At 68.0% G+C, this 26,190-nt stretch carries 26 protein-coding genes and 2 riboswitches; of the genes, 20 read left to right on the top strand and 6 right to left on the bottom strand.

From position 1 onward, the window contains the following. Nucleotides 1–11: 11 nt before the first annotated feature. The 10 genes from Q333_RS0105965 to gcvPB all read left to right on the top strand — a co-directional run bounded on the left by Q333_RS0105965 (nt 12) and on the right by gcvPB (nt 9,746). A complete protein-coding gene (locus Q333_RS0105965; RefSeq protein WP_029415833.1) occupies nt 12–674 on the top strand; it encodes a hypothetical protein in 663 nt (220 codons plus the stop codon). Continuing rightward, nucleotides 671–2,434, top strand: a complete 1,764-nt coding sequence (gene argS / locus Q333_RS0105960; RefSeq protein ID WP_029415832.1) for an arginine--tRNA ligase — start codon at nt 671–673, stop codon at nt 2,432–2,434. The genes Q333_RS0105965 and argS overlap by 4 nt, the downstream gene beginning before the upstream one ends. A gap of 90 nt (nt 2,435–2,524) precedes the next feature. After that, on the top strand, nt 2,525–3,298 hold the full coding sequence (locus Q333_RS0105955) for a hypothetical protein (protein ID WP_029415831.1): 774 nt from the start codon (nt 2,525–2,527) through the stop codon (nt 3,296–3,298). 30 nt (nt 3,299–3,328) lie between these two features. Further along, nucleotides 3,329–3,568, top strand: coding sequence for a FitA-like ribbon-helix-helix domain-containing protein (locus Q333_RS0105950; RefSeq protein ID WP_029415830.1), 240 nt, complete (start codon nt 3,329–3,331; stop codon nt 3,566–3,568). Next, a complete protein-coding gene (locus Q333_RS0105945) occupies nt 3,565–3,999 on the top strand; it encodes a type II toxin-antitoxin system VapC family toxin (protein ID WP_029415829.1) in 435 nt (144 codons plus the stop codon). Before Q333_RS0105950 ends, Q333_RS0105945 begins: the two co-directional genes overlap by 4 nt. After that, nucleotides 3,996–5,012 carry an adenosine deaminase gene (locus Q333_RS0105940; protein WP_029415828.1) on the top strand — a complete coding sequence of 339 codons (1,017 nt, stop codon included), beginning with the start codon at nt 3,996–3,998 and terminating at the stop codon, nt 5,010–5,012. Before Q333_RS0105945 ends, Q333_RS0105940 begins: the two co-directional genes overlap by 4 nt. A gap of 29 nt (nt 5,013–5,041) precedes the next feature. Continuing rightward, a riboswitch (glycine riboswitch) is annotated at nt 5,042–5,137 on the top strand. A gap of 4 nt (nt 5,138–5,141) precedes the next feature. Beyond that, nucleotides 5,142–5,223: riboswitch (glycine riboswitch) on the top strand. A 59-nt stretch (nt 5,224–5,282) separates the two neighbouring features. Continuing rightward, entirely contained in the window at nt 5,283–6,398 is a 1,116-nt protein-coding gene (gene gcvT / locus Q333_RS0105935) for a glycine cleavage system aminomethyltransferase GcvT (protein WP_029415827.1), read from the top strand. 9 nt (nt 6,399–6,407) lie between these two features. Beyond that, complete coding sequence (gene gcvH, locus Q333_RS0105930) at nt 6,408–6,773, top strand: glycine cleavage system protein GcvH (protein WP_029415826.1); 366 nt, start codon at nt 6,408–6,410, stop codon at nt 6,771–6,773. Nucleotides 6,774–6,802: 29 nt separating this feature from the next. Then, nucleotides 6,803–8,149, top strand: a complete 1,347-nt coding sequence (gene gcvPA, locus Q333_RS0105925) for an aminomethyl-transferring glycine dehydrogenase subunit GcvPA (RefSeq protein ID WP_029415825.1) — start codon at nt 6,803–6,805, stop codon at nt 8,147–8,149. 13 nt (nt 8,150–8,162) lie between these two features. Next, on the top strand, nt 8,163–9,746 hold the full coding sequence (gcvPB, locus tag Q333_RS0105920; RefSeq protein WP_029415824.1) for an aminomethyl-transferring glycine dehydrogenase subunit GcvPB: 1,584 nt from the start codon (nt 8,163–8,165) through the stop codon (nt 9,744–9,746). Nucleotides 9,747–9,752: 6 nt separating this feature from the next. Here the strand turns inward: gcvPB and Q333_RS0105915 are convergent, their stop codons facing one another. Continuing rightward, a complete protein-coding gene (locus tag Q333_RS0105915; RefSeq protein ID WP_029415823.1) occupies nt 9,753–10,157 on the bottom strand; it encodes a hypothetical protein in 405 nt (134 codons plus the stop codon). Nucleotides 10,158–10,463: 306 nt separating this feature from the next. On the opposite strand from Q333_RS0105915, the gene Q333_RS0105905 reads away from it, so the two are divergent. After that, the gene (locus tag Q333_RS0105905) at nt 10,464–10,943 is read left to right on the top strand and encodes a TspO/MBR family protein (protein WP_035293848.1); all 480 of its coding nucleotides are present in this window, start codon (nt 10,464–10,466) and stop codon (nt 10,941–10,943) included. Here Q333_RS0105905 and Q333_RS0105900 read toward each other — a convergent pair. Then, complete coding sequence (locus tag Q333_RS0105900; RefSeq protein ID WP_029415821.1) at nt 10,918–11,382, bottom strand: tRNA (cytidine(34)-2'-O)-methyltransferase; 465 nt, start codon at nt 11,380–11,382, stop codon at nt 10,918–10,920. The genes Q333_RS0105905 and Q333_RS0105900 overlap by 26 nt on opposite strands. 198 nt (nt 11,383–11,580) lie before the next feature. Between Q333_RS0105900 and petA the strand changes: the two genes are divergently transcribed. From petA to Q333_RS0105875, 5 genes are all read left to right on the top strand, one after another. Then, nucleotides 11,581–12,123 carry a ubiquinol-cytochrome c reductase iron-sulfur subunit gene (gene petA, locus Q333_RS0105895; protein WP_029415820.1) on the top strand — a complete coding sequence of 181 codons (543 nt, stop codon included), beginning with the start codon at nt 11,581–11,583 and terminating at the stop codon, nt 12,121–12,123. 11 nt (nt 12,124–12,134) lie between these two features. Then, complete coding sequence (locus Q333_RS0105890) at nt 12,135–13,463, top strand: cytochrome b (RefSeq protein WP_029415819.1); 1,329 nt, start codon at nt 12,135–12,137, stop codon at nt 13,461–13,463. A 5-nt stretch (nt 13,464–13,468) separates the two neighbouring features. Beyond that, on the top strand, nt 13,469–14,320 hold the full coding sequence (locus Q333_RS0105885; RefSeq protein WP_029415818.1) for a cytochrome c1: 852 nt from the start codon (nt 13,469–13,471) through the stop codon (nt 14,318–14,320). Between the two features lie 146 nt (nt 14,321–14,466). Beyond that, a complete protein-coding gene (locus Q333_RS0105880; protein ID WP_162175579.1) occupies nt 14,467–15,153 on the top strand; it encodes a TMEM175 family protein in 687 nt (228 codons plus the stop codon). A 36-nt stretch (nt 15,154–15,189) separates the two neighbouring features. Further along, the gene (locus Q333_RS0105875) at nt 15,190–16,827 is read left to right on the top strand and encodes a M28 family metallopeptidase (RefSeq protein ID WP_029415816.1); all 1,638 of its coding nucleotides are present in this window, start codon (nt 15,190–15,192) and stop codon (nt 16,825–16,827) included. 25 nt (nt 16,828–16,852) lie between these two features. Here the strand turns inward: Q333_RS0105875 and argJ are convergent, their stop codons facing one another. Continuing rightward, nucleotides 16,853–18,082: a bifunctional glutamate N-acetyltransferase/amino-acid acetyltransferase ArgJ gene (argJ, locus tag Q333_RS0105870; RefSeq protein ID WP_407059713.1), complete on the bottom strand. Its 1,230-nt coding sequence runs from the start codon at nt 18,080–18,082 to the stop codon at nt 16,853–16,855. 173 nt (nt 18,083–18,255) lie between these two features. Beyond that, nucleotides 18,256–19,227, bottom strand: a complete 972-nt coding sequence (locus Q333_RS0105865) for a peptidylprolyl isomerase (protein ID WP_035293921.1) — start codon at nt 19,225–19,227, stop codon at nt 18,256–18,258. A gap of 231 nt (nt 19,228–19,458) precedes the next feature. On the opposite strand from Q333_RS0105865, the gene secA reads away from it, so the two are divergent. The 4 genes from secA to Q333_RS0105845 are packed head-to-tail and all read left to right on the top strand — an operon-like array spanning nt 19,459 to nt 24,077. Further along, nucleotides 19,459–22,311 (top strand): preprotein translocase subunit SecA, encoded by a 2,853-nt coding sequence (secA, locus tag Q333_RS0105860; RefSeq protein WP_029415813.1) that lies wholly within the window; start codon nt 19,459–19,461, stop codon nt 22,309–22,311. A gap of 27 nt (nt 22,312–22,338) precedes the next feature. Next, the gene (locus Q333_RS17720; protein ID WP_051651151.1) at nt 22,339–22,617 is read left to right on the top strand and encodes a ribbon-helix-helix domain-containing protein; all 279 of its coding nucleotides are present in this window, start codon (nt 22,339–22,341) and stop codon (nt 22,615–22,617) included. Beyond that, nucleotides 22,614–22,904, top strand: coding sequence for a type II toxin-antitoxin system RelE/ParE family toxin (locus Q333_RS0105850; protein WP_029415811.1), 291 nt, complete (start codon nt 22,614–22,616; stop codon nt 22,902–22,904). The genes Q333_RS17720 and Q333_RS0105850 overlap by 4 nt, the downstream gene beginning before the upstream one ends. A 3-nt stretch (nt 22,905–22,907) precedes the next feature. Continuing rightward, entirely contained in the window at nt 22,908–24,077 is a 1,170-nt protein-coding gene (locus Q333_RS0105845; RefSeq protein WP_029415810.1) for an aminotransferase class V-fold PLP-dependent enzyme, read from the top strand. On the opposite strand, the gene Q333_RS0105840 is transcribed toward Q333_RS0105845, so the two are convergent. Continuing rightward, complete coding sequence (locus Q333_RS0105840; RefSeq protein ID WP_029415809.1) at nt 24,074–25,186, bottom strand: DUF2336 domain-containing protein; 1,113 nt, start codon at nt 25,184–25,186, stop codon at nt 24,074–24,076. The two genes, Q333_RS0105845 and Q333_RS0105840, sit on opposite strands and share 4 nt — an antisense overlap. After that, complete coding sequence (locus Q333_RS0105835) at nt 25,183–26,091, bottom strand: hypothetical protein (RefSeq protein ID WP_157072381.1); 909 nt, start codon at nt 26,089–26,091, stop codon at nt 25,183–25,185. Before Q333_RS0105835 ends, Q333_RS0105840 begins: the two co-directional genes overlap by 4 nt. Between the last annotated feature and the right edge of the window lie 99 nt (nt 26,092–26,190).

Genomic DNA, 26,190 nt, shown 5'->3' with positions numbered 1-26,190 from the left:
AACCGTTCAGAATGCGTCTTGCGACCGTCGCCCTCGCCGCCGTTGCGGTTCTCGCCTCGGCCGGCGCCGCCGCCGCCCAGAGCCCCCAGCAGCGCGACCGCGACCGCCAGGAGCGCGGCCAGGACGGGGAAGAGGAGCGCGAGCGTCCGCAACGCTTCGCCCCCCTGCGCGTCCGCCCCAACGCCGGTCCCTGCCCCTTCGTGAAGATCCTCTACGACGCCGCCCGTTATGTGGAACTGGAGGGCGGTCGCGCCTCGACGTCGGCCGTCGGCTACACCGGGGAGATCGAGGGCGTCACCGCCGGCTGCTCCTATCGGGACGACGAGCCGATCACGGTCCAGACCAACATCCTGTTCAATCTGGGTCGCGGACCCCAGGCGCCCGACGACCGCCGGACCTATCGCTACTGGATCGCCGTGACCGAGCGGAACGAGGCGGTGCTGGCCAAGGAATACTTCGACCTGCCCGTCGACTTCGAGGGCCAGCGCACCGCATCGATCGAAGAAGGCCAGACCATCGTGATCCCGCGCGCGGAGGCCACCACGTCCGGAGCCAACTTCGAGATCCTGATCGGCTTCGACGTGACGCCCGAGATGGCCGAGTTCAACCGCACCGGCAGCCGTTTCCGCATCAACGCGGGCGCTCAGGCCGCGACGGCCCCGACGGAACAATGACCGACCTCAAGACGGCGCTCGGCGAAGCGGTCGCGGCCGCCTTCGCCGCCGAAGGCGTGGACGCATCGCTCGCGCGCGTGACGGTTTCGGATCGGCCTGATCTGGCGGATTTCCAGTCGAACGGCGCGCTGGCGGCGGCCAAGGCGATGAAGGCCAATCCGCGCGAGCTGGCGACGAAGGTCACGGCGCGGCTTGAGGGCGACGCGCGCCTGTCGGGCGTGGAGGTCGCAGGACCCGGCTTCATCAATCTGAAGGTCTCGGACGCGACCCTGTCGGGGCGCGCCCAGGCGGTGGCGGACGATGCGGCCTATGCCGGGGCCTCGCCGGTGGCAGAGCCGCGCCGGGTCATCGTCGACTTCGCCGGGCCGAACGTCGCCAAGCCGATGCACGTTGGCCATCTGCGCTCGTCCATCATCGGCGAGAGCCTGAAGCGGCTGTTCCGCTTCCGGGGCGACACCGTCTGGGGCGACGCCCACTTCGGCGACTGGGGCTTCCAGATGGGCCTGCTGATCGTCGCGGTCGGCGACGAAGGCAAGGCGGACGCCTTCCTGGTCGAGGGGGAAGGACCGTTCCCGGACGAGAGCCCGGTAACGCTGGAAGATCTGGAGCGTCTGTATCCGCAGGCCGCTGCCAAGGCCAAGGAAGACACCGCCTTCCGCGACCGCGCCCGCAAGGCGACGGCGGAGCTGCAGGCCGGGCGTCCCGGCTATCGCGCCCTGTGGCGGCATTTCGTGGCGGTGAGCCGCACCGCTCTCGAACGCGAGTTCGGCGCTCTGGGGGTCACCTTCGACCTGTGGAACGGCGAGAGCGACGCCGACCCGCTGATCCCGGCCATGGTCGAGGAGATCAAGGCCAAGGGTCTGGCCGAGTTCGATCAGGGCGCCTGGATCATCCGCGTGGCCGAGGAGGGCGACAAGCGCGAGCTGCCGCCCCTGTTGCTGGTCTCGTCGGAAGGCTCGGCCATGTATGGCACGACCGATCTGGCCACCATCCTGCAACGCCGCCGGGAGCAGGACTTCGACCTCGTCCTCTACTGCGTCGACGCGCGTCAGGCCGACCATTTCGAACAGGTGTTCCGCGCCGCCTACAAGTGCGGCTACGCCAAGCCCGGCCAGCTCGAACACGCCGCCAACGGCACCATGAACGGCGCGGACGGCAAGCCCTTCAAGACCCGCGCGGGCGGGGTGCTGAAACTGCACGACCTGATCACCCAGGCCCGCGACAAGGCCCGCGAGCGCCTGCACGAGGCCGAGCTGGGCGCCGATCTGCCCGAAGCCGAATTCGAGGACATCGCCGCCAAGGTGGCCGTGGCGGCGCTGAAGTTCGCGGACCTGTCGAACAACCGCACCACCAGCTACGTCTTCGACCTCGACCGCTTCATGAGCTTCGAGGGCAAGACCGGGCCGTATCTGCTGTACCAGGCCGTCCGCATCAAATCCCTGCTCAGGAAGGCCGAGGCGCAAGGCGTGCTCACTGGCCCCATCGCCGTCGCCGAACCGGCCGAACGCGAACTGGCCCTGACGCTGGACGCCTTTGACGCTGCGGTCTCGGACGCCTACGACCGCCGCGCGCCCCACGCCGTGGCTGAGCACGCCTATCGCCTGGCCCAGAGCTTCTCGAAGTTCTACGCCGCCTGCCCGGTGCTGGCGGCCGAAGACCCGGCCGTGGTGGGGTCGCGGCTGGCGCTGGCGAAGGCGGCGCTGGATCAGCTGGAGGCAGCGCTGCGCCTTCTCGGCATCGAGACGCCGGAGCGAATGTAAGCGTCTCGGCCGCTCTGTAGCCTCGGCGCCACGGACTCGTCATCGATCCTAAGGTTAACTGTCTTTGGGGAATACAGGACGGGGCCAGCCATGGCGCGGTCGGGATCGAGGGGAGGCCAGACGCCGGTCGTGCGCCGCGACGGCTTTCGCCTGCCGATCTTCCGCAAGCGCGCCCGGCTTTACATCGACGGCTTCAACCTGCATCACGCGATCCTGGATCTGAACCGGCGCGAGCTGCTGTGGCTGGATCTCATGGCTCTGGGCCGCGCCCTTGTCCCGCCCGGCGAGCGGATGGCCGGGGTGACCTGGGTCTCGGCCCACCGACCCCAGCGCCGCGATCGGATGGAGGCCCTGCTCGCCTATGAGGAGGCGCTGAGGGCCCGCGACGTTCGCTGCCTGATGGGCCACTTCGTCGTCCACAGCGATCACTGCCACGCCTGCGGCCATCAGTGGATGGACGCCGCCGAAAAGCAGAGCGACGTCAACCTGGCGCTCGCCGTCGCCGCCGACGCGGCCGCGAACAAAGTCGATGCCGCCTACATCCTGACCACCGACGGCGACCATGCGGCCACCACGCGCTTCCTGCACGAGGGCTATCCCCACATCCGGGTAGTCAGCGTCGCCCCGCCCGCGCGCGGCCATAACCGCCAGCTTCTGGAATGGGCCGACGCCCGCACCGAGGTCGAGGTCGCCATGCTGGAGCGCTGTGGCCTGCCCGAGCGCATTCTGACGCGCTCAGGCTATGTCGAGCGTCCGCGCGCCTGGTCGGCGCGTGAAGAGGCTCCGCCGTCGCCACCTGGGCCAGAGAGTCCGACGCCCGAAATCCGGCGCGGCAACCTAAGGCTCGTCGTCTCCAACAGCTGATGCTATATCCGATAGCAGAGGAGTGTGGCGATGCCCGTGAACCTGCATGTGCGGAATGTGGATGACGCTGTTGCAAGGCGGTTGAAGGTCCGCGCCGCCGAAAACGGCCGGTCGGCGGAAGCCGAGCATCGCCTCATTCTCGAACGCGCGCTGATCGACGACCGACGGGCGGAGGCGCTTCGGGTCATGGAACAAAGCCGCCGTGCGACCGCTGACATTCCGCAGACTCCCTCCGAAGTCCTGGTTCGGCAGACGCGGGACGAGAATTGAGGCTCGTCGTCGACAGCAGCGTGGTCGTCAAATGGTTCGTGACCGAACTTCAGTCTGCCGAAGCAAAATCGGCGCTGGACCACGACCTTGTCGCCCCACAGTTGCTCGTCGCGGAATGCGCCAACGTTTTCTGGAAGAAGGCTAGACAGAATGAGATGGCGGCCACCCAGGCCGCAATCAACGTCGCCAGCATCTCCGGTGTCGTCGACCTGTTCGACATGTCCGGCTTGGCCATGCGGGCTGTGGAGATCGCCAGCAGTCTGCCTCACCCCGCCTACGACTGCTTCTACCTCGCCCTAGCCGAGAGTGAAGGCTGCCCGCTTCTCACGGCCGACGATCGGCTGCGACGCAAGCTGGCGGAGGCGCCGCATGTCAGCTTCGCCGAAGTTCTGACCCTGGACCTGCCGATACCGACAGGAAAGACGACATGACCGACCTCGACGCCTTCATCGATGGCCTGCCCAAGGCGGAGTTGCACCTGCACATCGAGGGCAGTCTGGAGCCGGAACTCATGTTCGAGCTGGCCGGGCGCAACAAGGTCGCCATCCCGTTCGACAGCGTCGAGGCCGTGCGCGCGGCCTACAGCTTCTCGAACCTGCAAGACTTCCTCGACATCTACTACGCCGGGGCTGACGTGCTCCGCACCGAGCGTGACTTCCACGACCTGGCCGTGGCCTATTTCGAGCGGGCGGCCGCCGACAGCGTGCGTCACGCCGAAATCTTCTTCGATCCGCAGACGCATACGGATCGGGGCATCCCGTACCAGGTCGTGGCCGACGGCCTGCTGTCCGGCATGGCGGAGGCGGAGAGCCGCCTTGGCGTGACGTCCAAGCTGATCCTCTGCTTCCTGCGCCACCTGGACGAGGACGCCGCCTTCGCCACGCTGAAGGCCGCCGAGCCGTGGCTGGACCGGATCGAGGGCGTGGGCCTGGACTCGTCCGAGGTCGGGCACCCGCCGTCCAAGTTCCAGCGCGTGTTCGACCGGGCGGGCGAGATGGGCCTGAAGCGAGTGGCCCACGCCGGGGAGGAGGGCCCGCCCGCCTATGTCTGGGAGGCGCTCGATCTTCTCCACATCGACCGCATGGATCACGGGAACCGGTCGATAGAGGACGAGGCCCTAGTCGCCCGTCTGGCCGCCGAACAGATGACACTGACGGTGTGCCCACTGTCGAACCTCAAGCTCTGCGTGGTCGACGACCTGAGGGGGCATCCCGTGCCGGAGATGCTGAGGCGAGGGATCAAGGTCACGCTGAACTCCGACGATCCGGCCTATTTTGGTGGCTATGTGAACGAGAACTATCGCCGGCTGGCCCGGGCGACCGGCCTGACGCGCGAACAACTGGCCGGGATCGCCCGGAACAGCTTCACCGGCTCCTTCCTGTCCGAGACCGAAAAGGCGCGTCACATCGCCGATCTGGACGCCTTCGCCGCCCGCCACGCTTGACTTCGGCGCGGAGTCGGGGCCTTGGTGGCCTTGCTCTCGCGGGAGAGATCGGCCCATCGCTTCGGGCCGGAGCCGAAGGCGCAACCGCCCCGGAAACGCTCAGGCAAAAGGACCGCGAGGACGTACGGACGCTGGAAAGTCACTCCTGACGGAGTGCGCCGACGGAGCAAGCCGGGTCACCGGCGGAATCTCTCAGGTTTCCCAGACAGCGGGGGCGCGATGACGGCGGAGCTTTCCGCCGAGTGACGCGGCCCTCGAAAGTCTGAACGCATGACCGACGCATCCCTCAAGATTACGCCGCTGAACGCCGCGCACCGGGCGCTGGGCGCGCGCATGGTCGGTTTCGGCGGCTACGACATGCCTGTCCAATACGAGGGCGTGCTGGCCGAGCACCGCTGGACCCGTGAGCACGCCGGCCTGTTCGACGTCTCGCACATGGGCCAGGCCAAGATTACGGGCGCGGACGCCATCGCCCAGTTCGAACGCTTCGTGCCTGGCGACTATCAGGCGCTGAAGGCCGGCAAGCAGAAATATTCGCTGTTGCTGAACGCGCAGGGCGGGATCATCGACGACCTCATGGCCGGCAGGCCCGATCACGACGGCCTTTTCGTCGTCGTCAACGCCGGCAACAAGGACGAGGACTTCGCCTTCTGGCAGGCCAATCTCTCGGGCGACGCCAAGCTGACGGTGCTGGACGACCGGGCGCTCATCGCCATTCAGGGGCCGGAAGCCGCAGAGGTCATGGTGGCCCACGAACCTGTGCTGGCCGAGTTCGGCTTTATGGACACCGCGCGGCTGATGCTGTTCGGGGTGGACGCCTATGTCTCCCGCTCGGGCTACACGGGCGAGGATGGCTACGAGATTTCGGTTCCGGCGAAGGACGCCGAGCGCATCTGGAATCTGCTGCTCCAAGACGCGCGGGTGAAGCCGATCGGACTCGGCGCTCGCGATTCCCTGCGGCTGGAGGCGGGCCTGCCGCTGCATGGCCACGACATCGATCCGACGACCTCGCCGGTCGAGGGCGCGCTGACATTCGCCCTGTCGAAGTCGCGAAAAGAGGCCGCGAACTTCAACGGCGCCGTGCGGGTGCTGAAGGAACTGGCCGAGGGCCCCGCCCGCGTCCGCGTCGGCCTGCACGTCAAGGAAGGCGCCCCGGCCCGGGAGGGCGCCGAGATCGCCGATGCGGAGGGCCAGGTGATCGGCAAGGTCACCTCGGGCGGACCATCGCCCAGCCTCGGAAAGAACATCGCCATGGGCTACGTGCCGCCGTCGCAGGCTGCGCTGGGCACGGCGCTCCAGGTCATCGTGCGGGGCAAGCCTGCGGCCGCCGAGGTCGTCGCCATGCCCTTCGTCGCCCAACGCTATCACCGCAAACCCAAGAGCTGAGAGGCCGTCATGAAGTTCACCAAGGATCACGAATGGGTCCGGCTCGAGGGCGACGTCGCCACGGTCGGGATCACCAAACACGCTGCCGATCAGCTGGGTGATGTCGTCTTCGTCGAAACGCCGGAAGCCGGACGCGCCGTGTCGCAAAAGGACGGTTTCGCCGTCGTCGAGAGCGTCAAGGCCGCGTCGGACGTCTACGCCCCCGTGTCGGGCGAGGTCATCGAGGGTAACGACGCCCTGGCCTCGGCGCCCGAGACCGTCAACGCCGACCCGGAAGGCGCCGGCTGGTTTGCCAAGATCAAAGTCTTGAACCCCGCCGAGCTGGACGGCCTGATGGACCGGGCGGCCTACGACCAGTTCCTGACCACGCTCTAACTCCCCTCCAACGCTGGACCTCCCCGCCCATGCGCTACCTGCCCCTGACCCCCGACGACCGGTCCGCCATGCTGGCGGCGATCGGCGTTTCGTCGATCGACGACCTTTTCGTGGACGTGCCGCAGTCGGCGCGGCGCGACGGCGTCGTCGATCTGCCCCGCGTCATGGGCGAGCTGGAGGTCGAGCGGGCGCTCAAAAACCTGGCTGCGAGGAACACGGTCGCGGGCGACGTGCCCTTTTTCTGCGGGGCCGGGGCCTATCGCCACCATGTGCCTGCGACGGTGGATCACATCATCCAGCGGTCGGAGTTTCTGACTAGCTACACGCCGTACCAGCCCGAGATCGCGCAAGGGACGCTGCAGTACCTCTATGAGTTCCAGACCCAGGTCGCGAACCTGACCGGGATGGATGTGGCCAACGCCTCGCTCTATGACGGCTCGACCGCCATGGCCGAGGGCGTGCTGATGGCCACGCGGGTCACGCGCCGGAACAAGGCGGTGATCTCGGGCGGGGTGCATCCGCATTATGTCGCGGCGACCGAGACCGTGGTCCACGCCGTCGGCGTCGAGACCGAGGTCCTGCCCCCCGCGATCGACGCCGAGGCCGATGTGATCGGCAAGATCGGCCCGGACACGGCCTGCGTGGTCGTGCAGACGCCCAACGTCTTCGGCACCGCCACTGACGTGACGAAGATCGCCGAGGCGGCCCGCTCCGCAGGGGCTCTGCTGATCGTCGTGGTCACCGAGGCCGTGTCGATGGGTCTGCTCAAGTCGCCCGGCGAGATGGGGGCCGACATCGTCGCCGCCGAGGGCCAGTCGATCGGCAATGCCCTGAACTTCGGCGGCCCCTACGTCGGCCTGTTCGCCGCGCGCGAGAAGCTGATCCGCCAGATGCCTGGCCGCCTGTGCGGCGAGACGGTCGATGCCGACGGCGAGCGGGGCTTCGTCCTGACGCTGTCGACGCGCGAGCAGCACATCCGCCGGGACAAGGCGACGTCGAACATCTGCACCAACTCCGGCCTCTGCTGCCTGGCGTTCAGCATCCACATGAGCCTGCTGGGCGAGACGGGCTTGCGGAAGCTCGCCCTGCTCAATCACGAGAAGGCGCTGGCGACGCGGGATGCGCTGGCCGCCATTCCGGGCGTCGAGGTCCTGACCCCGCGCTTCTTCAACGAGTTCGCCGTGCGCCTGCCGCGCCCCGCCGCCGAGGTGGTGGAGCGTCTGGCCGAGCACCGCGTGCTGGCCGGCGTGCCCTTCAGCCGCCTGAACCCCGAAGCCGGCATGGACGACGTCCTGCTGGTCGCGGTCACCGAGACGACGCTGGACGCCGACATCCAGATCCTGGCGAGCGCGCTCGCCAAGGTCCTGGCGCACTAAAGGAGCCTGAGCGATGAGCACCATGAACACCGTCGGCCGTCCGACCGCTCCGGCTCCGTCCACGCCGGACCATGACTACAAGCATCCGACCCTGACCGGCGGGCGCGGCCTGTTGCAGGACGAGCCTCTGATCTTCGAGGGCGACGGCTGGTTCAAGACCGGCGTCGATCTGGTCGAACCGAAGTCCGACGGTGGCGATCTCGGCGACCTCGTTCGCCGTGACCCCATCGGCTTGCCGGGCCTCTCCGAGCCCGAGGCCATGCGCCACTATGTGCGGCTGAGCCAGAAGAACCATGCCATCGATCTGGCGCTCTATCCGCTCGGTTCGTGCACGATGAAGCACAATCCGCGCTTGAACGAGAAGATGGCGCGCCTGCCAGGCTTTTCCGACATCCACCCGCTGCAGCCGGTCTCGACCGTGCAGGGCGCTCTGGAGCTGATGGACACCCTGGCCCACTGGCTGAAGACCCTGACGGGCATGCCGGCGGTGGCTATGTCGCCCAAGGCAGGGGCGCACGGCGAGCTGTGCGGCCTGATGGCCATCCGCGCCGCGCACGAGGCGTCGGGCGAGCACCTGAAGCGCCGCAAGGTGCTGGTCCCGACCAGCGCCCACGGCACCAATCCGGCGACGGCGGCCTTCGTCGGCTACACTGTCGTCGAAGTGGCGCAGACCGACGACGGCCGCGTGGACGTCGCCGATCTGGCGTCCAAGCTGGGCGACGACGTCGCCGCCATCATGGTGACCAACCCCAACACCTGCGGCCTGTTCGAGCGTGACATCATCGAGATCGCCCGCCTGACTCACGAGGCGGGGGCGTATTTCTACTGCGACGGGGCCAACTTCAACGCCATCGTCGGTCGAGTGAGGCCGGGCGACCTGGGCGTCGACGCCATGCACATCAACCTGCACAAGACCTTCTCCACGCCTCACGGCGGGGGCGGGCCGGGTGCCGGTCCGGTGGTGCTGTCGGAAGCCCTGGCTCCGTTCGCCCCGGCTCCGTGGGTCGTGGCCGATGGTGACGGCTTCAAGCTGATCGAGCGCGGCGAGGACGAGGCGGCCCAGGCCTTCGGCCGCATGTGCGCCTTCAACGGCCAGATGGGCATGTTCGTCCGCGCCCTCAGCTACATGATGAGCCATGGCTCGGACGGCCTGCGCCAGGTCGCCGAGGACGCGGTGCTGAACGCCAACTACATCAAGGCCCGGCTGTCGGACGTGATGAGCGCCGCCTTCCCCGACGGCCCCTGCATGCACGAGGCCCTGTTCGACGACGAATGGCTAAAGGGCACGGAGATCACCACGCTCGACTTCGCCAAGGCGATGATCGATGAGGGCTTCCACCCCATGACCATGTACTTCCCCCTGGTGGTGCACGGGGCCATGCTGATCGAGCCGACCGAGACAGAGTCCAAGGCCGAGCTGGACCGGTTCATCAACGCCCTGCGCCTTCTGGCCCAGGCCGCCAAGGCCGGGGAAGTCGATCGCTTCAAGAACGCGCCGTTCCACGCTCCGCTGCGTCGCCTGGACGAAACCCGCGCCGCCCGCTCGCCCCGCCTGCGCTGGACCGCGCCGGAAGGGCACAACATGGCGGCGGAGTAGGGGGCCTCAGGTCGGCGGCGGGACCAGGCCGATCGAATTCAGCACTACGGCCTGCACGACCATGATCGCTAGCCAGCTCAGGCTGTCTGTGGTCATGGCGCCCGCCGTCCCGCCCCGATGGGCGTGATTGACGATGGTCGCCGGCACGACGAAGCCGATCCAGATCACCACGGCGCTGCCGATCGCCATGGTCCATTCCCCGGCCTCGGACGGCGCCAGGATCAGCGCGCCCGCCAGGATGGCGCACAGCCACGCCTGGGCCAGCACGATGGCAACGATGACGCTGGGCTTCAGCGCCGGGCCCGCCCCACCGCCCATTCGCCCCAGCAGCCAGCGCACCAGCAACCCCGCCGCCAGCCCGCATCCCGTCGCCGCAGCGATCGGCAGGGCGTTCATCACGATGTAGATCATCCGGCGCCTCCCTCTGGCCGAGACAGGACCACCCGGCCCGGCCGGTGGCAATCCCGTCGTCCGACCATGCGGCGTGCCGCCGCGTGACAGCCCGACGCGCGACACCAGTGCCGCTGGCTTGGCCATACCGTCCGGTCGAAGGACGGATCATGCAAACGCCCCCCGACCCGAACCGCGTCCGTCTGATCCAGGCCGTTGGCTGCCTCAGCTACATCGTCGGCGCCGCCGTGGTGGCCGGGCTGGCCATGATGATCTGGCGCATCGTCTAGGGGCGCGCTTGGGCGGCCTATCGGCTAGGGTGCGCCCATGAGCACCGAAATGTGGATCGCCGTCGCCGTCTTCATCGGTTTGAACTTCGTCGCCGCCTCCAGCGGCGGGCTGTTCAAGCCGGGAGCCTGGTATGCGGGCCTGAACAAGCCGTCCTGGACTCCGCCCAACTGGGCCTTCCCGGTCGTCTGGGGCCTGCTGTTCGCGCTGAACGCCTGGGCCGGCTGGATGATCTGGGAGGCGGTCGGGACGTCGAGGCCGGACGTGCTTGCGCTCTATGTGGGATCGCTCGCGCTGAATGCCGGCTGGTCCTGGCTGTTCTTCGGATTGAGACGAATGGACCTGGCCCTGATCGACGTGGCCTTGCTGTGGCTGTCGCTGGTCGCCGTCATCGCCGTCTTCTGGTCGATCCGCCCGGCTGCCGCCCTGCCGGTCCTGCCCTATCTGCTCTGGGTGACCATCGCCGCGGCCCTGAACCGACGGATGATCCAGCTCAATCCGGCCGAGGTGCGGGGCTGAAGCGCGTCTGCCGGAGCGCCTCGAACACCCCGATCCCCGCGCTGACCGCCAGGTTCAGCGACCGCGCGCCGGGCTCGAGCGGGATCACCACTCGTTCATCCGCCGCCTCATGCACAAGGTCCGGAGCGCCCGACGGCTCCGATCCGAACAGGAGGATATCGTCCGGCCGGAACGCGAAAGCGGTCAGCGGCGTCGCCCCCTTGGTCGTGAACAGCACCAGCCGTCCGGGGCCTCGGGCGGTCTGAAAGGCGTCCCAGTCGACATGCCGGGTCATATGCGACAGGGGGCCGTAATCCAGCGCCGCCCGCTTCATCGCCCGGTCGTCGAAGGCAAAGCCGGTCGGCTCGATGACATGCAGCTCCACCCCGAAACAGGCCGACAGGCGGATGCAGGCGCCGACGTTCTGGGGGATGGCCGGTTGAAAAAGGGCGAGACGCATTCTAAGGCCCCTCTTAAGCGCGGGATGGGGTCCTGTCGCGGTCCGGATTGAGACCGCTTCTCACGAAGCATCAAAATCTTGCGGCGATGCGCCGCAAAGCCGGGTCGGGCCTTGCATCCCACATCGCGCTATAGGAACGCACTCGCGCGCGGGGCCCGTCATGGGCGCCCGCCTTCGCAGTTTTTGGAAAGGTGAGCCGTGGCCGAATCGGTCGTGAATCCAGACGGGACGCCGGAAGGCGAAGCCACCCGTCGCGACTTCATCCACATCGCCGCGGGCGCCGCGGCCGTGGGCGCAGGCGTCATGGCGGCCTGGCCGCTGATCAACTCGATGAACCCGGCGGCCGACACGCTGGCGCTGTCGACCGTCGAATTCGACACCTCCAAGGTCGCCGGAGGTCAGCAGATCGTCATCACCTGGCAGGGCAAGCCGGTCTTCATCCGCAATCGCACCGCCGCCGAGCTGCAGCGCATCAATGCCGAGGCCAACGTCGGCAGCCCGCCGGAAGCCGACAGCGCCCGCGTCAAGGCGGGGCATGAGGCGACGCTGGTCGTGCTGGGCAACTGCACCCACCTGGGCTGCATCCCGACTTTCGGCACCGGCGACTACGGCGGCTGGTTCTGCCCCTGCCACGGCTCGCACTACGATGCGTCGGGCCGCATCCGCAAAGGCCCGGCGCCCCTGAACCTGATCGTGCCGGATTATGAATACACCGCCGGCTCCACCATCCGGATCGGCTGAGGCAAAGAACGATGAGCGGACACGAATCCACCTACGTCCCCAAGACCGGCGTCGAGAAGTGGCTCGACACCCGTCTTCCGATCGTGCGTTTCGGCGCCGATTATCTGGCGCTGCCGACGCCCAAGAACCTGAACTACTGGTACACCTTCGGCGCGATCCTGAGCATCTGCCTGGTCGTGCAGATCGTCACCGGCATCTTCCTGGCCATGCACTATCAGCCGAACACCGAGATGGCCTTCGCCTCGGTCGAGCGCATCATGCGTGATGTGAACGGCGGCTGGCTGATCCGCTACGTCCACCAGACGGGCGCCTCGATGTTCTTCATCGCGGTCTACATCCACATGCTGCGCGGCCTGTACTATGGCTCGTACAAGGCGCCGCGCGAGATGATCTGGATCCTGGGCTGCCTGATCTTCTTCCTGATGATCGCGACCGCCTTCCTCGGCTACGTCCTGCCGTGGGGCCAGATGTCCTACTGGGGCGCCGAGGTCATCACCAACCTGATCGGGGCCATCCCCCTGATCGGCGAGCCGGTCCTGATCTGGCTGCGCGGTGGTCCGGCCATCGACAACGCCACGCTGAACCGCTTCTTCTCGCTGCACTACCTGCTGCCGTTCGTCATCTTCGGCGTGGTCGTGCTGCACCTGTGGGCGCTGCACACGGCGGGGCAGAACAACCCGGTCGGCATCCTGATCCCCAAGGAGCGGGTCGCCAAGGACACCGTTCCCTTCCACCCCTACTACACGGTCAAGGACGGCTTCGCCCTGATCCTGTTCCTGATCCTGTTCAGCATCTTCGTCTTCTTCATGCCGCACGCGCTGGGCCACCCGGACAACTACATCCCGGCCAACCCGCTGGTGACCCCGCCGCACATCGTGCCGGAGTGGTACCTGCTGCCCTTCTACGCGATCCTGCGCGCCATTCCCGACAAGTTCGGCGGCGTGGTGGCCATGTTCGCGGCGATCGGCGTGCTGTTCGTTCTGCCCTGGCTCGACACGTCCAAGGTGCGTTCCATGCGCTACCGTCCGACGGCCAAGATCTTCTATGCGATCTTCGTGGTGAACGCCTTCGTGCTCGGCTGGTGTGGGGCCATGCTGCCGGATGCTCCGGTTGTTCCGGGCATGCCCAGCTTCACCCTCTTCGACGGCGAACTGAACTCCTACCTGTGGCTGACGCGTCTCTCGACGCTCTACTACTTCGCCTTCTTCCTCGTGATCCTGCCGTATCTCGGCCTGAAGGAAGTCCCGTTGAAGATCCCCGCGTCGATCTCGGAGCCGGTGCTGAAAGGCCCCGACGCCATGACCGCCGCCGCCCCTGCCGCGCCTGAGAAGAAGGGCTGATCCCGATGAGCCTCTCCCTCCGCAAGATCGCGGTCGCGGCCCTCGCGATCGCCGCCATCTCCTCGCCGGCCTTCGCCGCCGGTGAGGCCAAGCATCCCCGTTCGGCAGGGTTCTCGTTCGAGGGGCCGCTCGGCACCTTTGACCAGACCCAGCTGCAGCGCGGCTACAAGGTCTATCGCGAGGTCTGCTCGGCCTGTCACTCGATGGACCTGCTGAGTTTCCGCACGCTCGGTGAGCGCGGCGGACCGTTCTACGATCCGTCGGCTCCCAGCGCCGCCGAGAACCGCTTCGTCCGCGCCATCGCGGCCGAGGCCCAGATCGCCGACATCGACACCGAGACCGGCGAGCCGATCATGCGTCCCGGCATCGCAGCCGACCGCTTCCCCAGCCCCTGGCCGAACCGGACGGCGGGCGCGGCGGCGAACGGCGGGGCCTATCCGCCGGACCTGTCGGTCATGGCCAAGGCGCGCAAGGACGGGTCGAACTACATCTACTCGCTGCTCAGCGGCTATGTGGACCCGCCGGTGGGTCTGCGCGTCGGCGCGGGCCAGTACTACAACCCGTACATGATGGGCGACATGACGCCCTTCTGGGACGGCGATCCGGACAAGGTGCCCTATGGCGGCTTCATCGCCATGCCGCCGGTCCTGTCGGATGGCCAGGTCACCTATGACGACGGCACCGAGGCGACCGTCGACCAGATGGCCAAGGACGTCGCGGCCTTCATCACCTGGGCGTCGGACCCCCGCGCGGTCGAGCGCAAGCAGACCGGCATGGGCGTACTGGCCTTCCTCGCCATCTTCGGCGGCCTGACCTACGCCAGCTACCGTCGTATCTGGAAGAACGTGGCCCACTAGGCGGTCGTTCGACCTCTGACAGATCAAGCCCGGCGGAGTTCGCTCCGCCGGGCTTTTTCGTGGCCGAGGCCGAAGCTGCTAGTGGCTTGGCAACGCTTCCCGGCTCTGGGCAAACTCGTGGAATGACCCAGGTCGCCAAGGATGACATGGCTCGCCGGCTCGACGCTTTCGTCGACGCCGCCTTCGCATTCGCCGTGACCCTGCTGATCGTGGGGGGAGGGGACACGCCCGAGCGGTTTTCGGACCTGTCGGCCATGCTGTTGCGCGCCCCGGCGTTCGCGGCCGCCTTCGCCCTGATCTCCATGTTCTGGCTGGGTTATCGCGACCTCGGGCGGCTGTGGCGGCATCGCGACGGCCTGTCGACCGCCCTCAGCCTGGCCATCGTCTTCGTGGTGCTGCTGTATGTCTTTCCCTTGCGCTTCATCATGGAGGCGGCCCTTCACGCCCTGTCGGGCGGGTGGCTGCCCGGCACGCAACTGGCCGAGACTTTGCAGGAGCAGCGGTATCTCTACGTCGCCTATGGGGCCGGATGTCTGGTGCTGTCCGTTCTTTATGCGACCCTCTATCGCCACCATCGCGGGCAGGGCGAGCCGACGCCGGATCAGGCGCTGACCGCCTCCATCTGGATCAGCAACTGGTCCATTCTCGCGGGCGTCTCCGGCGTCTCCATGCTCATGGCCGCCGCCGCGCCGGACGATCTCGCCAGCTGGGCGCCCGGCGTCGTCTACATGGTGATCGGCCCGCTGATCGGCCTCAGCATGGCCCTGCGGTTCGGGCGACGATCACGGCCTGAGGCACCCGGCGCGGTCGACACCGGCGGGACGACCCCCTAACTTTCGCGGCACTCACGGATTTCGCCGAAGGACATCATGCGCTTTCTGACCGCCGTCGCCGCCCTTGCCCTCGCCCTGCCCGCCGCCGCCGCGCAAGATTCGGGCTTCGACCCCGCCCGCCTGTCCCAGCACATTCGCATCCTGTCGGCCGACGACTATCAGGGACGCGGCATCGCCACCCCGGCCGAGGACCGGGTGATCGGCTATATGTCGGGGGCCATGGCGGCGGCGGGTCTGGAACCTGGCGGCGAGAACGGCGGCTGGACCCAGGCTGTCACGCTGAACCGCTTCACTGCGTCGAACGTCCAGGCCAGCCTGTCGGTTGGCGACTGGACCCTGCCGCTCATCCAGGGCGAGCATATCGTCGCCTCGACGCGTCGTCCCGGCTCGGACCACGTCATGCTGACGGACGCCCCGCTGGTCTTCGTCGGCTATGGCATCAAGGCACCCGAACGAAACTGGGACGACTTCAAGGGTCAGGACCTGAGCGGCAAGATCCTGGTCGTCCTGGTCAACGACGCCGACTTCGAAGAGCCCGCGCTCGACACCTTCGGTGGCCGGGCCATGACCTACTACGGCCGCTGGACCTACAAGTACGAGGAAGCGGCCCGGCAGGGCGCCGCCGGGGTCATCATCGTGCATGAGGACGCGCCGGCCTCCTACGGCTGGACAACGGTGCGGAACAGCTGGTCCGGCCCCCAGTTCGACATTGTCCGCTCCGACGCCAATGAGCGCATTCCGGTCGAGAGCTGGATCCAGCGCGACGTGGCCGTCGAGCTGTTCCGCCGCGCGGGCCTTGACTTCGACGCCCTGAAGGCCCGGGCCCGCAGCCGCGACTTCCGGCCCGTCGCCCTGACCGGGGCCGAGCTCGACGTCATGTTCGACGTGGCGTCCGAGCAGATCGTCACCCACAATATCATCGGCCGTCTGCCCGGCACGACGCGCCCGGACGAGACCGTCCTGTTCACCGGCCACTGGGACCACATCGGGGTCGGAGCCGTCGACGCCGACGGCGACGCCATCTTCAATGGGGCCGTCGACAATGCGTCGGGCATCGCGGGCCTGCTAGAGCTCGCCCGCATCGCCGCCGCCGCGCCGCGCACCGAGCGGTCGCTGGTCTTCATCGGCTTCACGGCGGAAGAGAGCGGCCTGCTGGGCTCGGAATACTACGCCGCCAACCCCCTCTATCCGCTGGAGACGACGGTCGGCGGCTTCAATATGGATTCGGCCAACGTCTATGGCCGCACCCGGCACCTCGGCGTGATCGGCTTTGGCCAGTCCGCCGACTTCGACGCCCGTCTGGAGGCGGCCGCCTCCGCCCAGGGCCGCACCATCGAGCCGGACCAGTCGACCCAGGCCGGCTTCTACTTCCGCTCCGACCACTTCCCGCTCGCCAAGCGCGGCGTGCCGATGGTCTATGCCGACTCGGCCGGCCCCTTCGTCGACGAACCGATCGCCGCCCGCACCGCCGCGCGCGACGAATACACCGCCCGCCGCTACCACCAGGCCAACGACGAATGGTCCGGCGACTGGGACTATCGCGGCCAGATCCAGGATCTTGAGGTTTACTGGTCCATCGCCCGTGACCTGGCCAACAGCAGCGACTGGCCGGCGTGGTCGGACACCTCGGAGTTCGCGGCGGCCCGCGCGGCCAGCGCGTCTGCGCGGGACTGAAGCTATCAGCCGGAGCTGGCGGCAGTCAGCTCCGGTAATCCCCGTTGATCTCGACGTAGCCCTTGGTCAGGTCGCAGGTCCAGACGGTGGCCGAGGCGCGGCCCATGCCGACGTCGACGGCGATGTCGATCTCATCCCGCTTCATGTAGGCGCTCATCTTGGCCTCGTCGTAGGTCGGGGACACGGCCCCGTCGACGGCGGCCTGATGCGGGCCGAAGCGGATGGCCAGGTGGTCGCGGTCGACGGGTTCTTCGGTCTTGCCGACGGCCATGACGATGCGGCCCCAGTTGGCGTCCTCGCCGGCGATGGCGGTCTTCACCAGCGGACTGTCGGCGATGGACTTGGCCAGCTTGCGGGCGGACGCGGGCGAGGCGGCGCCCTCGACCGTGATGCGGACGAACTTGGATGCGCCCTCGCCGTCGCGGACCAGTTGGTGCGCCAGGTCCAGCATGACCTTGTCGAGCGCGGCGGAGAACTCCTTCAGGCGACGGTCGCCGACCCGGCCGATGCGGGGCGCGCCGGACGCGCCCGTGGCGAATAGCAGGCAGGTGTCATTGGTCGAGGTGTCGCCGTCGACCGTCACGCTGTTGAAGGTCGTGCGGACGTGCAGTCCCAGCAGCGCCCTCAGCACCGTCGGGTGGATGTCGGCGTCGGTGACGATGAAGGCCAGCATGGTGGCCATGTCCGGCGCGATCATGCCCGACCCCTTGGCGATACCGGCGATCCGGACCGTGTAGCCGTCGACCTTGCACTCGGCGAACGACCCCTTGGGGAAGGTGTCGGTGGTCATGATGCCCCGACCGGCGGCCGCCCACTGCTCGGGAGCCGGGGTGTCGCCGTCGAGCTTGTGCTCGATCTCGCCGAGCTTTGACGCGATCTTGCGGTCGTCCAGCAGCACGCCGATGACGCCGGTCGAGGCCAGCATGACGTCGCGCTGGCGACAACCGAAGCGCTTGGCGACCTCGGAGGCCGTGCGGCGGGCGGCGTCGGCCCCGGCCTTGCCGGTGAAGGCGTTGGCGCAGCCGGCGTTGACGACGAGGGCGCGGACGTCCTGACCGCCGCCGGCGGAATCCAGCTGGCGGCGACACCAGTCGACCGGGGCCGAGCCGACCTTGTGCCGGGTGAAGACGCCGGCGCAGCTGGTACCTCGGGCGAAGCGGAAGACCACCAGGTCGTCGCGCTCATGTTTGTAGAAGCCCGCCCGAGCGGTGGTCATATCCACGCCGCCGACGCCGGGAATGGTCGGGAAGGGCACCGCGAGCGGCGAGACCTTCAGGCCCGGCTTGCCTGGCGCGGCCGGGGTCGCAGGCGAAGCCGAGGGCGAGCCTTGGGTGGCCTTGCGCAGCGCCGTGGCGAGCGGATCCAGCGCCTTGCCGACCGCCTGTTCGATGGCCTTGCCCGTCGAGCCTGGAGCGCGGGGGGCGCGGCTCACTGGGTGGCCGCCTTGGCGGCGGGGGCGGCGGGCGTTGCAGCCGGCGCCGCAGGGCGAGTGGCCGGGGCGGGCTGAGCGGCCGGGGCCGCGGGCGCCGACGCCGGCTCCTGGGCGCGACCTTCCTCGGCGGAGAGCAGAACCTCGACCTCGGCCTTGCCGCGCAACTCCTCCAGCAGCTGGCGCACGCCTTCGTAGGTCAGGTAGCGCACGATCTGGGGTCGGGCCTGTTCCAGCGTCGGCGGGCTTTCGCGGCGCCGATCCTCGACCCGCAGCACGGCCCAGCCGCCTTCGGTCTGGAAGGGGCCGACGGTGGAACCGGCAGGCGCGTCGCGCAGAGCGTTGGCATAGGCCTGGGGCATGACGTCGACCGTGGAATAGCCGAGGTCGCCGCCCGAGAAGCGCGTGGCCTCGTCGATCGAGCGTTCGATCGCCACGGCCTCGAAGGTCGCGCCCTGGCCGAGGATGCCCAGAACGGCGTCCGCTTCCTGGCGCGTCCGCGACAGGATCAGGCGCACGCGGATCTCCTCCGACGTCTGCGCCAGCCGCAGTTGTTCGCGATAGAGCGTCTCGACCGCCTGGTCCGAGATGGCCCCGTTGACGACGTTCTCGACCAGCATGTCGCCAAGGATGCGCTCGCGCGTCGCCTCCAGCCGGCGCTGGGCCAGGGGAGAGTTGTCCAGGCCGCGCCGTTCGGCCTCGCGGGCCAGAAGCTTCTGGTCGATGACCTCGTCCAGCACGCGACGGAACAGGTCCGAGGTGACGTCCAGGGGCTCTCCCTCGCCGATCAGCCCTTGAGCCACGGCCTCGCGCTTGACGTCGGACGCCCAGATCGTCTGGTTCTGCACCTCCGCGACGGCCCGGTCGCCGGGCTCGGGCGGGCGGTCTTCGCCGCCTCCGCGACCGCAGGCGGCGAGCGCCAGGGCGCCGGTCAGGGCCAGCAGGGTCAGGGCGTGGGAAAGGCGCCGCATCGGACGCTCCATGTCTGTGCGATCAGGCCCAAACGCGCGGCCGCAAAGCCCCTCGCGTTGACAGGGGTATGACCGGTGCTTAAGTCCCGCCTGCGCCCAAGTCGAGGGGTTTTCGAGCGTTCGCGCGGCCCCCACGCCGCACCGTCCGGCGGCCCCTCTCGCGGCGTTCGATCGCCGCTCTCCTAGGGCACCTCCTGAGCTCTGAACCGCTCGTCCGCTTCCGGATCATCCATGCTCGGCTTCGCCAAGAAACTCTTCGGCTCTTCCAACGACCGCAAGGTCAAGGACTTCATGAGCCGGGTCCAGAAGATCAACGCCTTGGAGGCCAAATACGCGGCCCTGTCGGACGACGAGCTGCGCATGATGACGGACGCCTTCCGCGACCGCATCGCCCAGGGCGAGAGCCTGGACAAGATCCTGAACGACGCCTTCGCCGTGGCGCGCGAGGCGTCCAAGCGGGTGCTGGGCCAGCGTCAGTACGACGTCCAGCTGACCGGCGGCATGATCCTGCACGAGGGCGGCATCGCCGAGATGCGGACCGGCGAGGGCAAGACCCTGGTCGCCGTGGCCCCGGTCTATCTGAACGCGCTGCTCGGCAAGGGCGTCCACGTCATTACCGTCAACGACTACCTGGCGCGGCGCGACGCCGAGTGGATGGGCCGGGTCTATCGCTTCCTGGGGCTGGAAGTCGGCGTGATCGTCAATGGCCTGTCGTCGGGCCAGCGGCAAATGTCCTACGCCGCCGACATCACCTACGGCACCAACAACGAGTTCGGCTTCGACTACCTGCGCGACAACCTGGTCTATGACCGGCGCGAGATGGTCCAGCGCGGCCACCACTTCGCCATCGTGGACGAGGTCGACTCCATCCTGATCGACGAGGCGCGCACGCCGCTGATCATCTCCGGCCCGACCGAGGACCGGTCCGAGCTCTACAAGATCGTCGACGCGCTGGTGAAGACGCTGATCCAGGACAAGTCGACCTATGACCTCGATGAGAAGCAGCGCCAGGCGCTGCTGACCGAGGAAGGCTCCGAGCGCATTGAGCAGATGCTGGAGGAGGGCGGTCACTTCGCCGAGGACACCACCGGTCTGTACGACGCCGCCAACATCAGCCTGGTGCACCACGTCAATCAGGCGCTGCGGGCCAATACGCTCTACCAGCGCGACAAGGACTACATCATCAAGGGTGGCGAGATCATCCTGATCGACGAGTTCACCGGCCGCATGATGCAGGGCCGTCGTCTTTCCGAAGGACTCCACCAGGCCATCGAGGCCAAGGAGGACGTCAAGATCATGCCCGAGAACCAGACCCTGGCCTCGGTGACGATCCAGAACTACTTCCGCCTGTACGAGAAGCTGTCGGGCATGACCGGCACGGCCGCGACCGAGGCCCAGGAATTCTCCGACATCTACAAGATGGACGTGCTGGAGGTGCCGACCAACCGGCCGGTCCAGCGCATCGACTACGACGACGAGGTCTATCGGACCTACAAGGAAAAGAACCAAGCGATCGCCGAGCAGATCGCGTCCTGCCACGTCAAGGGCCAGCCGATCCTGGTCGGCACCGTCTCGATCGAGAAGTCCGAGCAGCTTTCGGAACTGCTGCGGACCTATGCCTATGAGGTCGAGGTCTCGCGCACGCTCAAGCCCGAATACGTCGGCCGCGAGAAGGAAGCCCAGAAGATCGGCGACGCTGCCTATGACATCCAAACGGTCAAGGGCAAGGGCATCCCCCACAGCGTCCTGAACGCCCGCCAGCACGAGCAGGAAGCCTATATCGTCGCCGATGCGGGCTTGCCTGGCGCGGTGACCATCGCCACCAACATGGCCGGCCGCGGCACCGACATCCAGCTCGGCGGCAACCTCGAGATGAGGCTGTCCAAGTGGCGGCTGGAACAGCGCAACATGGCCGTCGAGGTCACGCCCGAGATGGAGAAGGCCGAGGAAGCGCGTCTGAAGGCCGACATCGCCGTGCAGAAGGAAAAGGCGCTGGCCGCCGGCGGCCTGTTCGTTCTGGGCACGGAGCGCCATGAGAGCCGCCGAATCGACAATCAGCTGCGCGGCCGGACGGGTCGTCAGGGCGACCCGGGCACGTCCAAGTTCTTCCTGTGCTGCGAGGACGACCTGCTGCGCATCTTCGCCGGCGACCGGCTGGACGCGATCATGCGGAACTTCGGCGTGGCAGAGGGCGAGGCGATTTCGCACCCCTGGCTGAACCGCGCCGTCGAGACCGCCCAGAAGCGGGTCGAGACGCGCAACTACGACATCCGCAAGAACCTGCTGAAGTACGACGACGTCGTGAACGACCAGCGCAAGGCCGTGTTCGAGCAGCGCCAGGAGTTCATGGACTCCGAGGACCTGTCCGAACTGGTCGGCGAGTTCAGGAACGATGTGATCTCCGACCTGGTCGAGCGGTTCATGCCGCCCAAGGCCTATGCCGAGCAGTGGGACATCGACGGCCTGGACGAGAAGGTGAAGTCGACGCTGGGCCTGACCCTGCCGCTGCACGACTGGGCCGCCGAGGAAGGCGTGTCCAACGAGGAGGTCGAGGAGCGCATCCGTGAGGCCGCTGACAAGCGCGCTGCAGAGCGTCTGGAGCAGCTGGGCGAGGGCCAGATGCGGGGGCTGGAGAAGCAGTTCCTGATGCAGATGATCGACATGCAGTGGCGCGAGCACCTGGTGCATCTGGACCACCTGCGCGGCGTCATCGGCCTGCGCGGCTATGGCCAGCGCGATCCGCTGAACGAATACAAGACCGAGGCCTTCAGCCTGTTCGAGACCCTGCTGCACGAGCTGCGGCACAATGTGACGCGCTGGTTGATGACGGTGGAGTTCCGTTTCGAGGCGCCGCCGCCCATGGACATGCCCGAGTTCCAGGAGATCCACCTGAACCCCGGGACGGGCCAGAACGAGATGGCCGATCCGATGGCGCAGAACCCGGAGGGTCAGGTGACGGGCGACGACCGCTCGCGCCTGCCGGTCGAACTGCTGCCCGCCGGGTGGGAGCGGACGCCGCGGAACGCCGACTGTCCGTGCGGATCGGGTCGCAAGTTCAAGCACTGCCACGGGGCGCTGGTCTGATCGCCGGGGCGTGGTAATCTGAGCTTCATGGGCAAGCACGAGACGATCACGGCGGACATCGACGAGGATCTGGCGGCCGTGGTTCACGCGGCGGTCGAGGCCGGCGACTATGCGGACGTCGCCGACGTCGTGCGCCACGCCCTGAGCAGATGGCGGGAGGCGTCCCGGATGCTCGACCAAGAGGGTTTGAGAGCGGTGCTGGACTCATCGTTGGACAGCGGGATCGGCAAATCGGCGGACGAAATTCTGATCGACTTGCGCGCCAAGTACGAAAATCCGCCGTCCAGAACGAAATCCTCCGGATGAGGGTGATCTTCTCGCCCGATAGCGAGATCGATCTGGACGACATCGCCGCGTACATCGCCATCGACAATCCGGAACGCGCCTTCAGCTTCGTCGAGGAGATCGTCGAGGCCGCCAGTCGCCTCGATCACTTTCCCGAGCGCCACGCCGTGCTGGTGAAGGGTCGGCGTGACTACCGTTGCCTGATTCATGGCCGCTATCGCATCCTTTATTCAGTCGAGACCGACCATGTTCGGATCGCGCGAGTGATCCACGGGCGTCGTCTGATCCGTCCGGACATGCTTGGGTAAATCATGAGCCACAAACCCCTCTTTTCCCGCGCGCTGGCGCTTGATCCGGACCGGCTGCATTTCGCGGCCCACAGCCATCACCTGTGGCCGGACGCCTCCTTCGACGGGCAGGTACGGGCCTGGGTCGAGGCCAATCATTTTGCCGATCGCAAGTGGGACCTGGTCTTCGGCGAGGTGGTGCCGGAGGCGCAGCGGCATATCGCGAAGGAACTGGGGCTGCCGGATCCGGAGACTGTGGTCTTTGCGCCCAACACCCACGACTTCCTGATCCGGGTCTTCTCGGGCATCGAGACCCGGCCCATCCGCATCCTGACCACCGACGGAGAGTTCCACGCCTTCCGCCGCCAGGCAGAGCGGTGGGAGGAGGCCGGAGAGGCGGTCGTGACGCGGCTGCCTCTGGAGCCGTTTGAGACGTTCGACGAGCGGTTCGTGGCGGCGGCCAAGGGGGGATCGTTCGACGCCATCGTGGTCAGCCAGGTCTTCTTCAAGACAGGCCAGGCGATCGGCTGCATCGACGATCTGGCGGCGCTGGCGAAGCACGAGGGGCCGTGGGTGATCGTCGACGGGTATCACGGCTTCATGGCCGCGCCGACGGACCTGTCGGGCGTGGCGGACCGGATCTTCTACGTCTCGGGCGGCTACAAGTACGCCATGACCGGCGAGGGCGCGGGGTTCCTGCACGCGCCCGACGGTTTCTGCGAGCGGCCGGTGGTGACGGGATGGTTCGCCGAGTTCGGCAATCTGATGGGGCCGCCGGACGGGGTTCAGTACCGCGCCGACGCTGGCCGCTTCTGGGGCGCGACGTTCGATTCCACCCCGCTCTATCGCTTCAACGGCGTGCGGCGGATGCTGGACGAGAATGGCCTGACCACAGCGGATGTCTCGGCCCACGCCGACCGTCTGTCGTCACGGTTCTACGAGGCGCTCAAGGCCGGAGAATGCGGTCGGCTGGGCGAGGCCGAGGTGCTCAATCCCCCGCCCGGCGACAACCAGCCCCGCGCCAGGTTCCTCGCCTTGAAACACAAGGACGCCCAGCGCTGGCGGGCCGATCTGCTCGCGGCGAACGTGGTGACCGATGTGCGCGACGAGGTGATCCGCTTCGGGTTCGGGCTCTATCAGGACGCTGATGACGTCGAGCGACTGATCGGCGTCTGCCGCCGGCTGTTCGGCTAGGCCGCCTCGGCGCCCCGGCGCAAACGCCAGAAGCGCAGGGTCCGCAGCGCCGCGTCGCGCTGGAGCTCGGCATACATCTTGGCGTAGCTGTGGGCCTTGCCCATGGCGTTTTCCTCGGCGTTGAGGATCACCACGGCGAAGGTCAGGAACAGGGCGCGATCCAGGTCTGCCGCCTTGCAGACGATGGAGAGCGCATCCAGCTCCTTCTTGTCCACGATCGACTGGGCGGTGTGGAAGTCGATGTCGGCCAGCTGGGCCAGCGAAATGAGGAACGACGTGCGGCTGCCCGAGCGCAGGAAGCGGGCCAGCATGGTCGGCGTCAGCTGGTTGGCCGCCTTCAGCTCTTCGACATAGGCCAGACACTCGGCGTAGTCGGGCGGCAGGGCCCCGTCGTCGGTGGCGACACGGGCGCGACCGGCCGCGAGCGCGCTTTCCAGCAGGGCTGGGTCCATCGAGGCGTTCTGTTCAAGAATGCGCTGACGCAGGCGGGCCTCGACAACGAAATACATGTCGTTCAGCAGGTCGGGCGGCAGGGAGGCACGCTGGACCGTGGCTTCGTGCAGCGCCGGATTGGCCTTGGCGCGTTCCACCGCCGTCTCGCTGGCGGCGCGCGACAGGCGGGCCCCGTCGTTCCGCAGCAGGCTGCCCAGGGTGTCGTCGTCGCCGCGTTCGACGATGACGTCTGACACGGCTTCGGACACGGTCGGGCGTTCCGAGACGGCCTTCAGGTGGTCCTGGCCCTTGGTGCGGACGACGCCCAGCAGGTCTTCGTCGGTGAGCACCGTGGAGGCGCGCAGCACCGCGGCGGCAACGGCGGCTTCATCATTGGCCAGGCGGCGGATCAGACCGCGCGGCGCGTCGGGCGACAGGGCGAAACGCGCGGACAGTTCGGCCCGGACGGCCGTTTCCATCTCCGCCGTCAGGTCGCTGAGAACCGAGTCGTAAAGGGCGTCCTCGGCTGCCGTGCGCTGGCCCGAGCCGAAGAAGTGGTCGGTCAGTTCACGCAGCAGGGCCCGGCGCTTCTCCGACGATTGTTCCTGCGCCAGCAGGATCAGGTCGGGCAGGCGCGAGCCGGTCTCGACGGGTTCCATCTCGGCAACGTCGCTCATGGCAGGCTCGGATCGGCGTTGGCGACGGGGATGCGGCGGCCCTGGGCGTCGCGGCGGATCGGCTCCACCTCCGGCGGCTGGGCGAGATCCAGCGCGACGCTGTCGAAGAAGACGGGGTCGGGCATGACCGTCGGGTCCGGCTGGCGGCCCGCCGCGCGGTGGACGGAGTAATACCGGGCCGGGGCCTGGCCCGTGGCGCTGGTCTGCACCGGAGACTGCTGGAGCGGGGCCTGTTCAACAGGCGCAGTCTCAGGCTGGGTGGTCTGGCTTTGGGCCGGTGCAGCGCCTTGTGAGCGCAGACGGAAGATCGGGGCGTCCGGTCGCGGGGCCATGGGGTCGGCGGCGCTCGCGGTCGTTGGGCTGGCCGCAGGAGCGTACGTTGGCTGGGTGTAGACGGGCTGGGCGACCGGGGCGGACGGGGCCGAAACCGGAGCTTCGACGCGGGGTTGGGCCGGGGGGACCGGGGCGACGCGGGCGGGGGCCGCCGTGACGGGCGGGAGCGGTGGCGCGGCGGCCAGCTCGGTCGTGGCGTAGGCGAGGGGATCCGGGTTGCCGGGCGCGAAGGAAGGGGCGACGCGCGGGCCGATCCAGGCGCTGGCGGGGGTCAGGCCGCCATCGGTGATGGGCAGCGGCGGGTTGAACGGTTGCATCTGCGGCCGGGCGAGCCCCTGGGACGGGGCAACGCGGCGAGGCAGGATGTCGGCGCGGGCGGTGCCCACGGCCATGCGCGGCGGTGTCGTCGAGGTCGTGCGGTTGGCCCAGGACAGATAGCGCGAACCAGTGGGTGGAGACTGCGTCTGGGCCTGGGCGACGCCGCCCAGCGCGAGACAGGCCAGGGCGGTCGCGAGGCCAAGGCCTGCGATCTGGACGGTCGGGCGGGCGCAGGTCATCGGCAACTTGGCCAAGGCGGAGCTCCGGTCCATGACGGACAGGGACAAAGCCTAGCCATCCGCGGCTTAACCCCGGACTAACGCGGGATACCGTTCAACCCGGCGCACGGGGGC

This window comes from Brevundimonas bacteroides DSM 4726 (assembly GCF_000701445.1).
Lineage (GTDB): Bacteria > Pseudomonadota > Alphaproteobacteria > Caulobacterales > Caulobacteraceae > Brevundimonas > Brevundimonas bacteroides.
The sequence above is the reverse complement of the archived record's forward strand: the minus strand, read 5'-3'. Positions and strand labels throughout refer to the sequence as shown.

Bases quoted from the DNA above. Each gene is read 5' to 3' on its own strand.
- Q333_RS0105965 (WP_029415833.1), top strand. From the start codon at position 12: ATGCGTCTTGCGACCGTCGCCCTCGCCGCCGTTGCGGTTCTCGCCTCG.
- argS (WP_029415832.1), top strand. From the start codon at position 671: ATGACCGACCTCAAGACGGCGCTCGGCGAAGCGGTCGCGGCCGCCTTC.
- Q333_RS0105955 (WP_029415831.1), top strand. From the start codon at position 2,525: ATGGCGCGGTCGGGATCGAGGGGAGGCCAGACGCCGGTCGTGCGCCGC.
- Q333_RS0105950 (WP_029415830.1), top strand. From the start codon at position 3,329: ATGCCCGTGAACCTGCATGTGCGGAATGTGGATGACGCTGTTGCAAGG.
- Q333_RS0105940 (WP_029415828.1), top strand. From the start codon at position 3,996: ATGACCGACCTCGACGCCTTCATCGATGGCCTGCCCAAGGCGGAGTTG.
- gcvT (WP_029415827.1), top strand. From the start codon at position 5,283: ATGACCGACGCATCCCTCAAGATTACGCCGCTGAACGCCGCGCACCGG.
- gcvH (WP_029415826.1), top strand. From the start codon at position 6,408: ATGAAGTTCACCAAGGATCACGAATGGGTCCGGCTCGAGGGCGACGTC.
- gcvPA (WP_029415825.1), top strand. From the start codon at position 6,803: ATGCGCTACCTGCCCCTGACCCCCGACGACCGGTCCGCCATGCTGGCG.
- gcvPB (WP_029415824.1), top strand. From the start codon at position 8,163: ATGAGCACCATGAACACCGTCGGCCGTCCGACCGCTCCGGCTCCGTCC.
- Q333_RS0105915 (WP_029415823.1), bottom strand. From the start codon at position 10,157: ATGATCTACATCGTGATGAACGCCCTGCCGATCGCTGCGGCGACGGGA.
- Q333_RS0105905 (WP_035293848.1), top strand. From the start codon at position 10,464: ATGAGCACCGAAATGTGGATCGCCGTCGCCGTCTTCATCGGTTTGAAC.
- Q333_RS0105900 (WP_029415821.1), bottom strand. From the start codon at position 11,382: ATGCGTCTCGCCCTTTTTCAACCGGCCATCCCCCAGAACGTCGGCGCC.
- Q333_RS0105890 (WP_029415819.1), top strand. From the start codon at position 12,135: ATGAGCGGACACGAATCCACCTACGTCCCCAAGACCGGCGTCGAGAAG.
- Q333_RS0105885 (WP_029415818.1), top strand. From the start codon at position 13,469: ATGAGCCTCTCCCTCCGCAAGATCGCGGTCGCGGCCCTCGCGATCGCC.
- Q333_RS0105880 (WP_162175579.1), top strand. From the start codon at position 14,467: ATGGCTCGCCGGCTCGACGCTTTCGTCGACGCCGCCTTCGCATTCGCC.
- Q333_RS0105875 (WP_029415816.1), top strand. From the start codon at position 15,190: ATGCGCTTTCTGACCGCCGTCGCCGCCCTTGCCCTCGCCCTGCCCGCC.
- Q333_RS0105865 (WP_035293921.1), bottom strand. From the start codon at position 19,227: ATGCGGCGCCTTTCCCACGCCCTGACCCTGCTGGCCCTGACCGGCGCC.
- secA (WP_029415813.1), top strand. From the start codon at position 19,459: ATGCTCGGCTTCGCCAAGAAACTCTTCGGCTCTTCCAACGACCGCAAG.
- Q333_RS17720 (WP_051651151.1), top strand. From the start codon at position 22,339: ATGGGCAAGCACGAGACGATCACGGCGGACATCGACGAGGATCTGGCG.
- Q333_RS0105850 (WP_029415811.1), top strand. From the start codon at position 22,614: ATGAGGGTGATCTTCTCGCCCGATAGCGAGATCGATCTGGACGACATC.
- Q333_RS0105845 (WP_029415810.1), top strand. From the start codon at position 22,908: ATGAGCCACAAACCCCTCTTTTCCCGCGCGCTGGCGCTTGATCCGGAC.
- Q333_RS0105840 (WP_029415809.1), bottom strand. From the start codon at position 25,186: ATGAGCGACGTTGCCGAGATGGAACCCGTCGAGACCGGCTCGCGCCTG.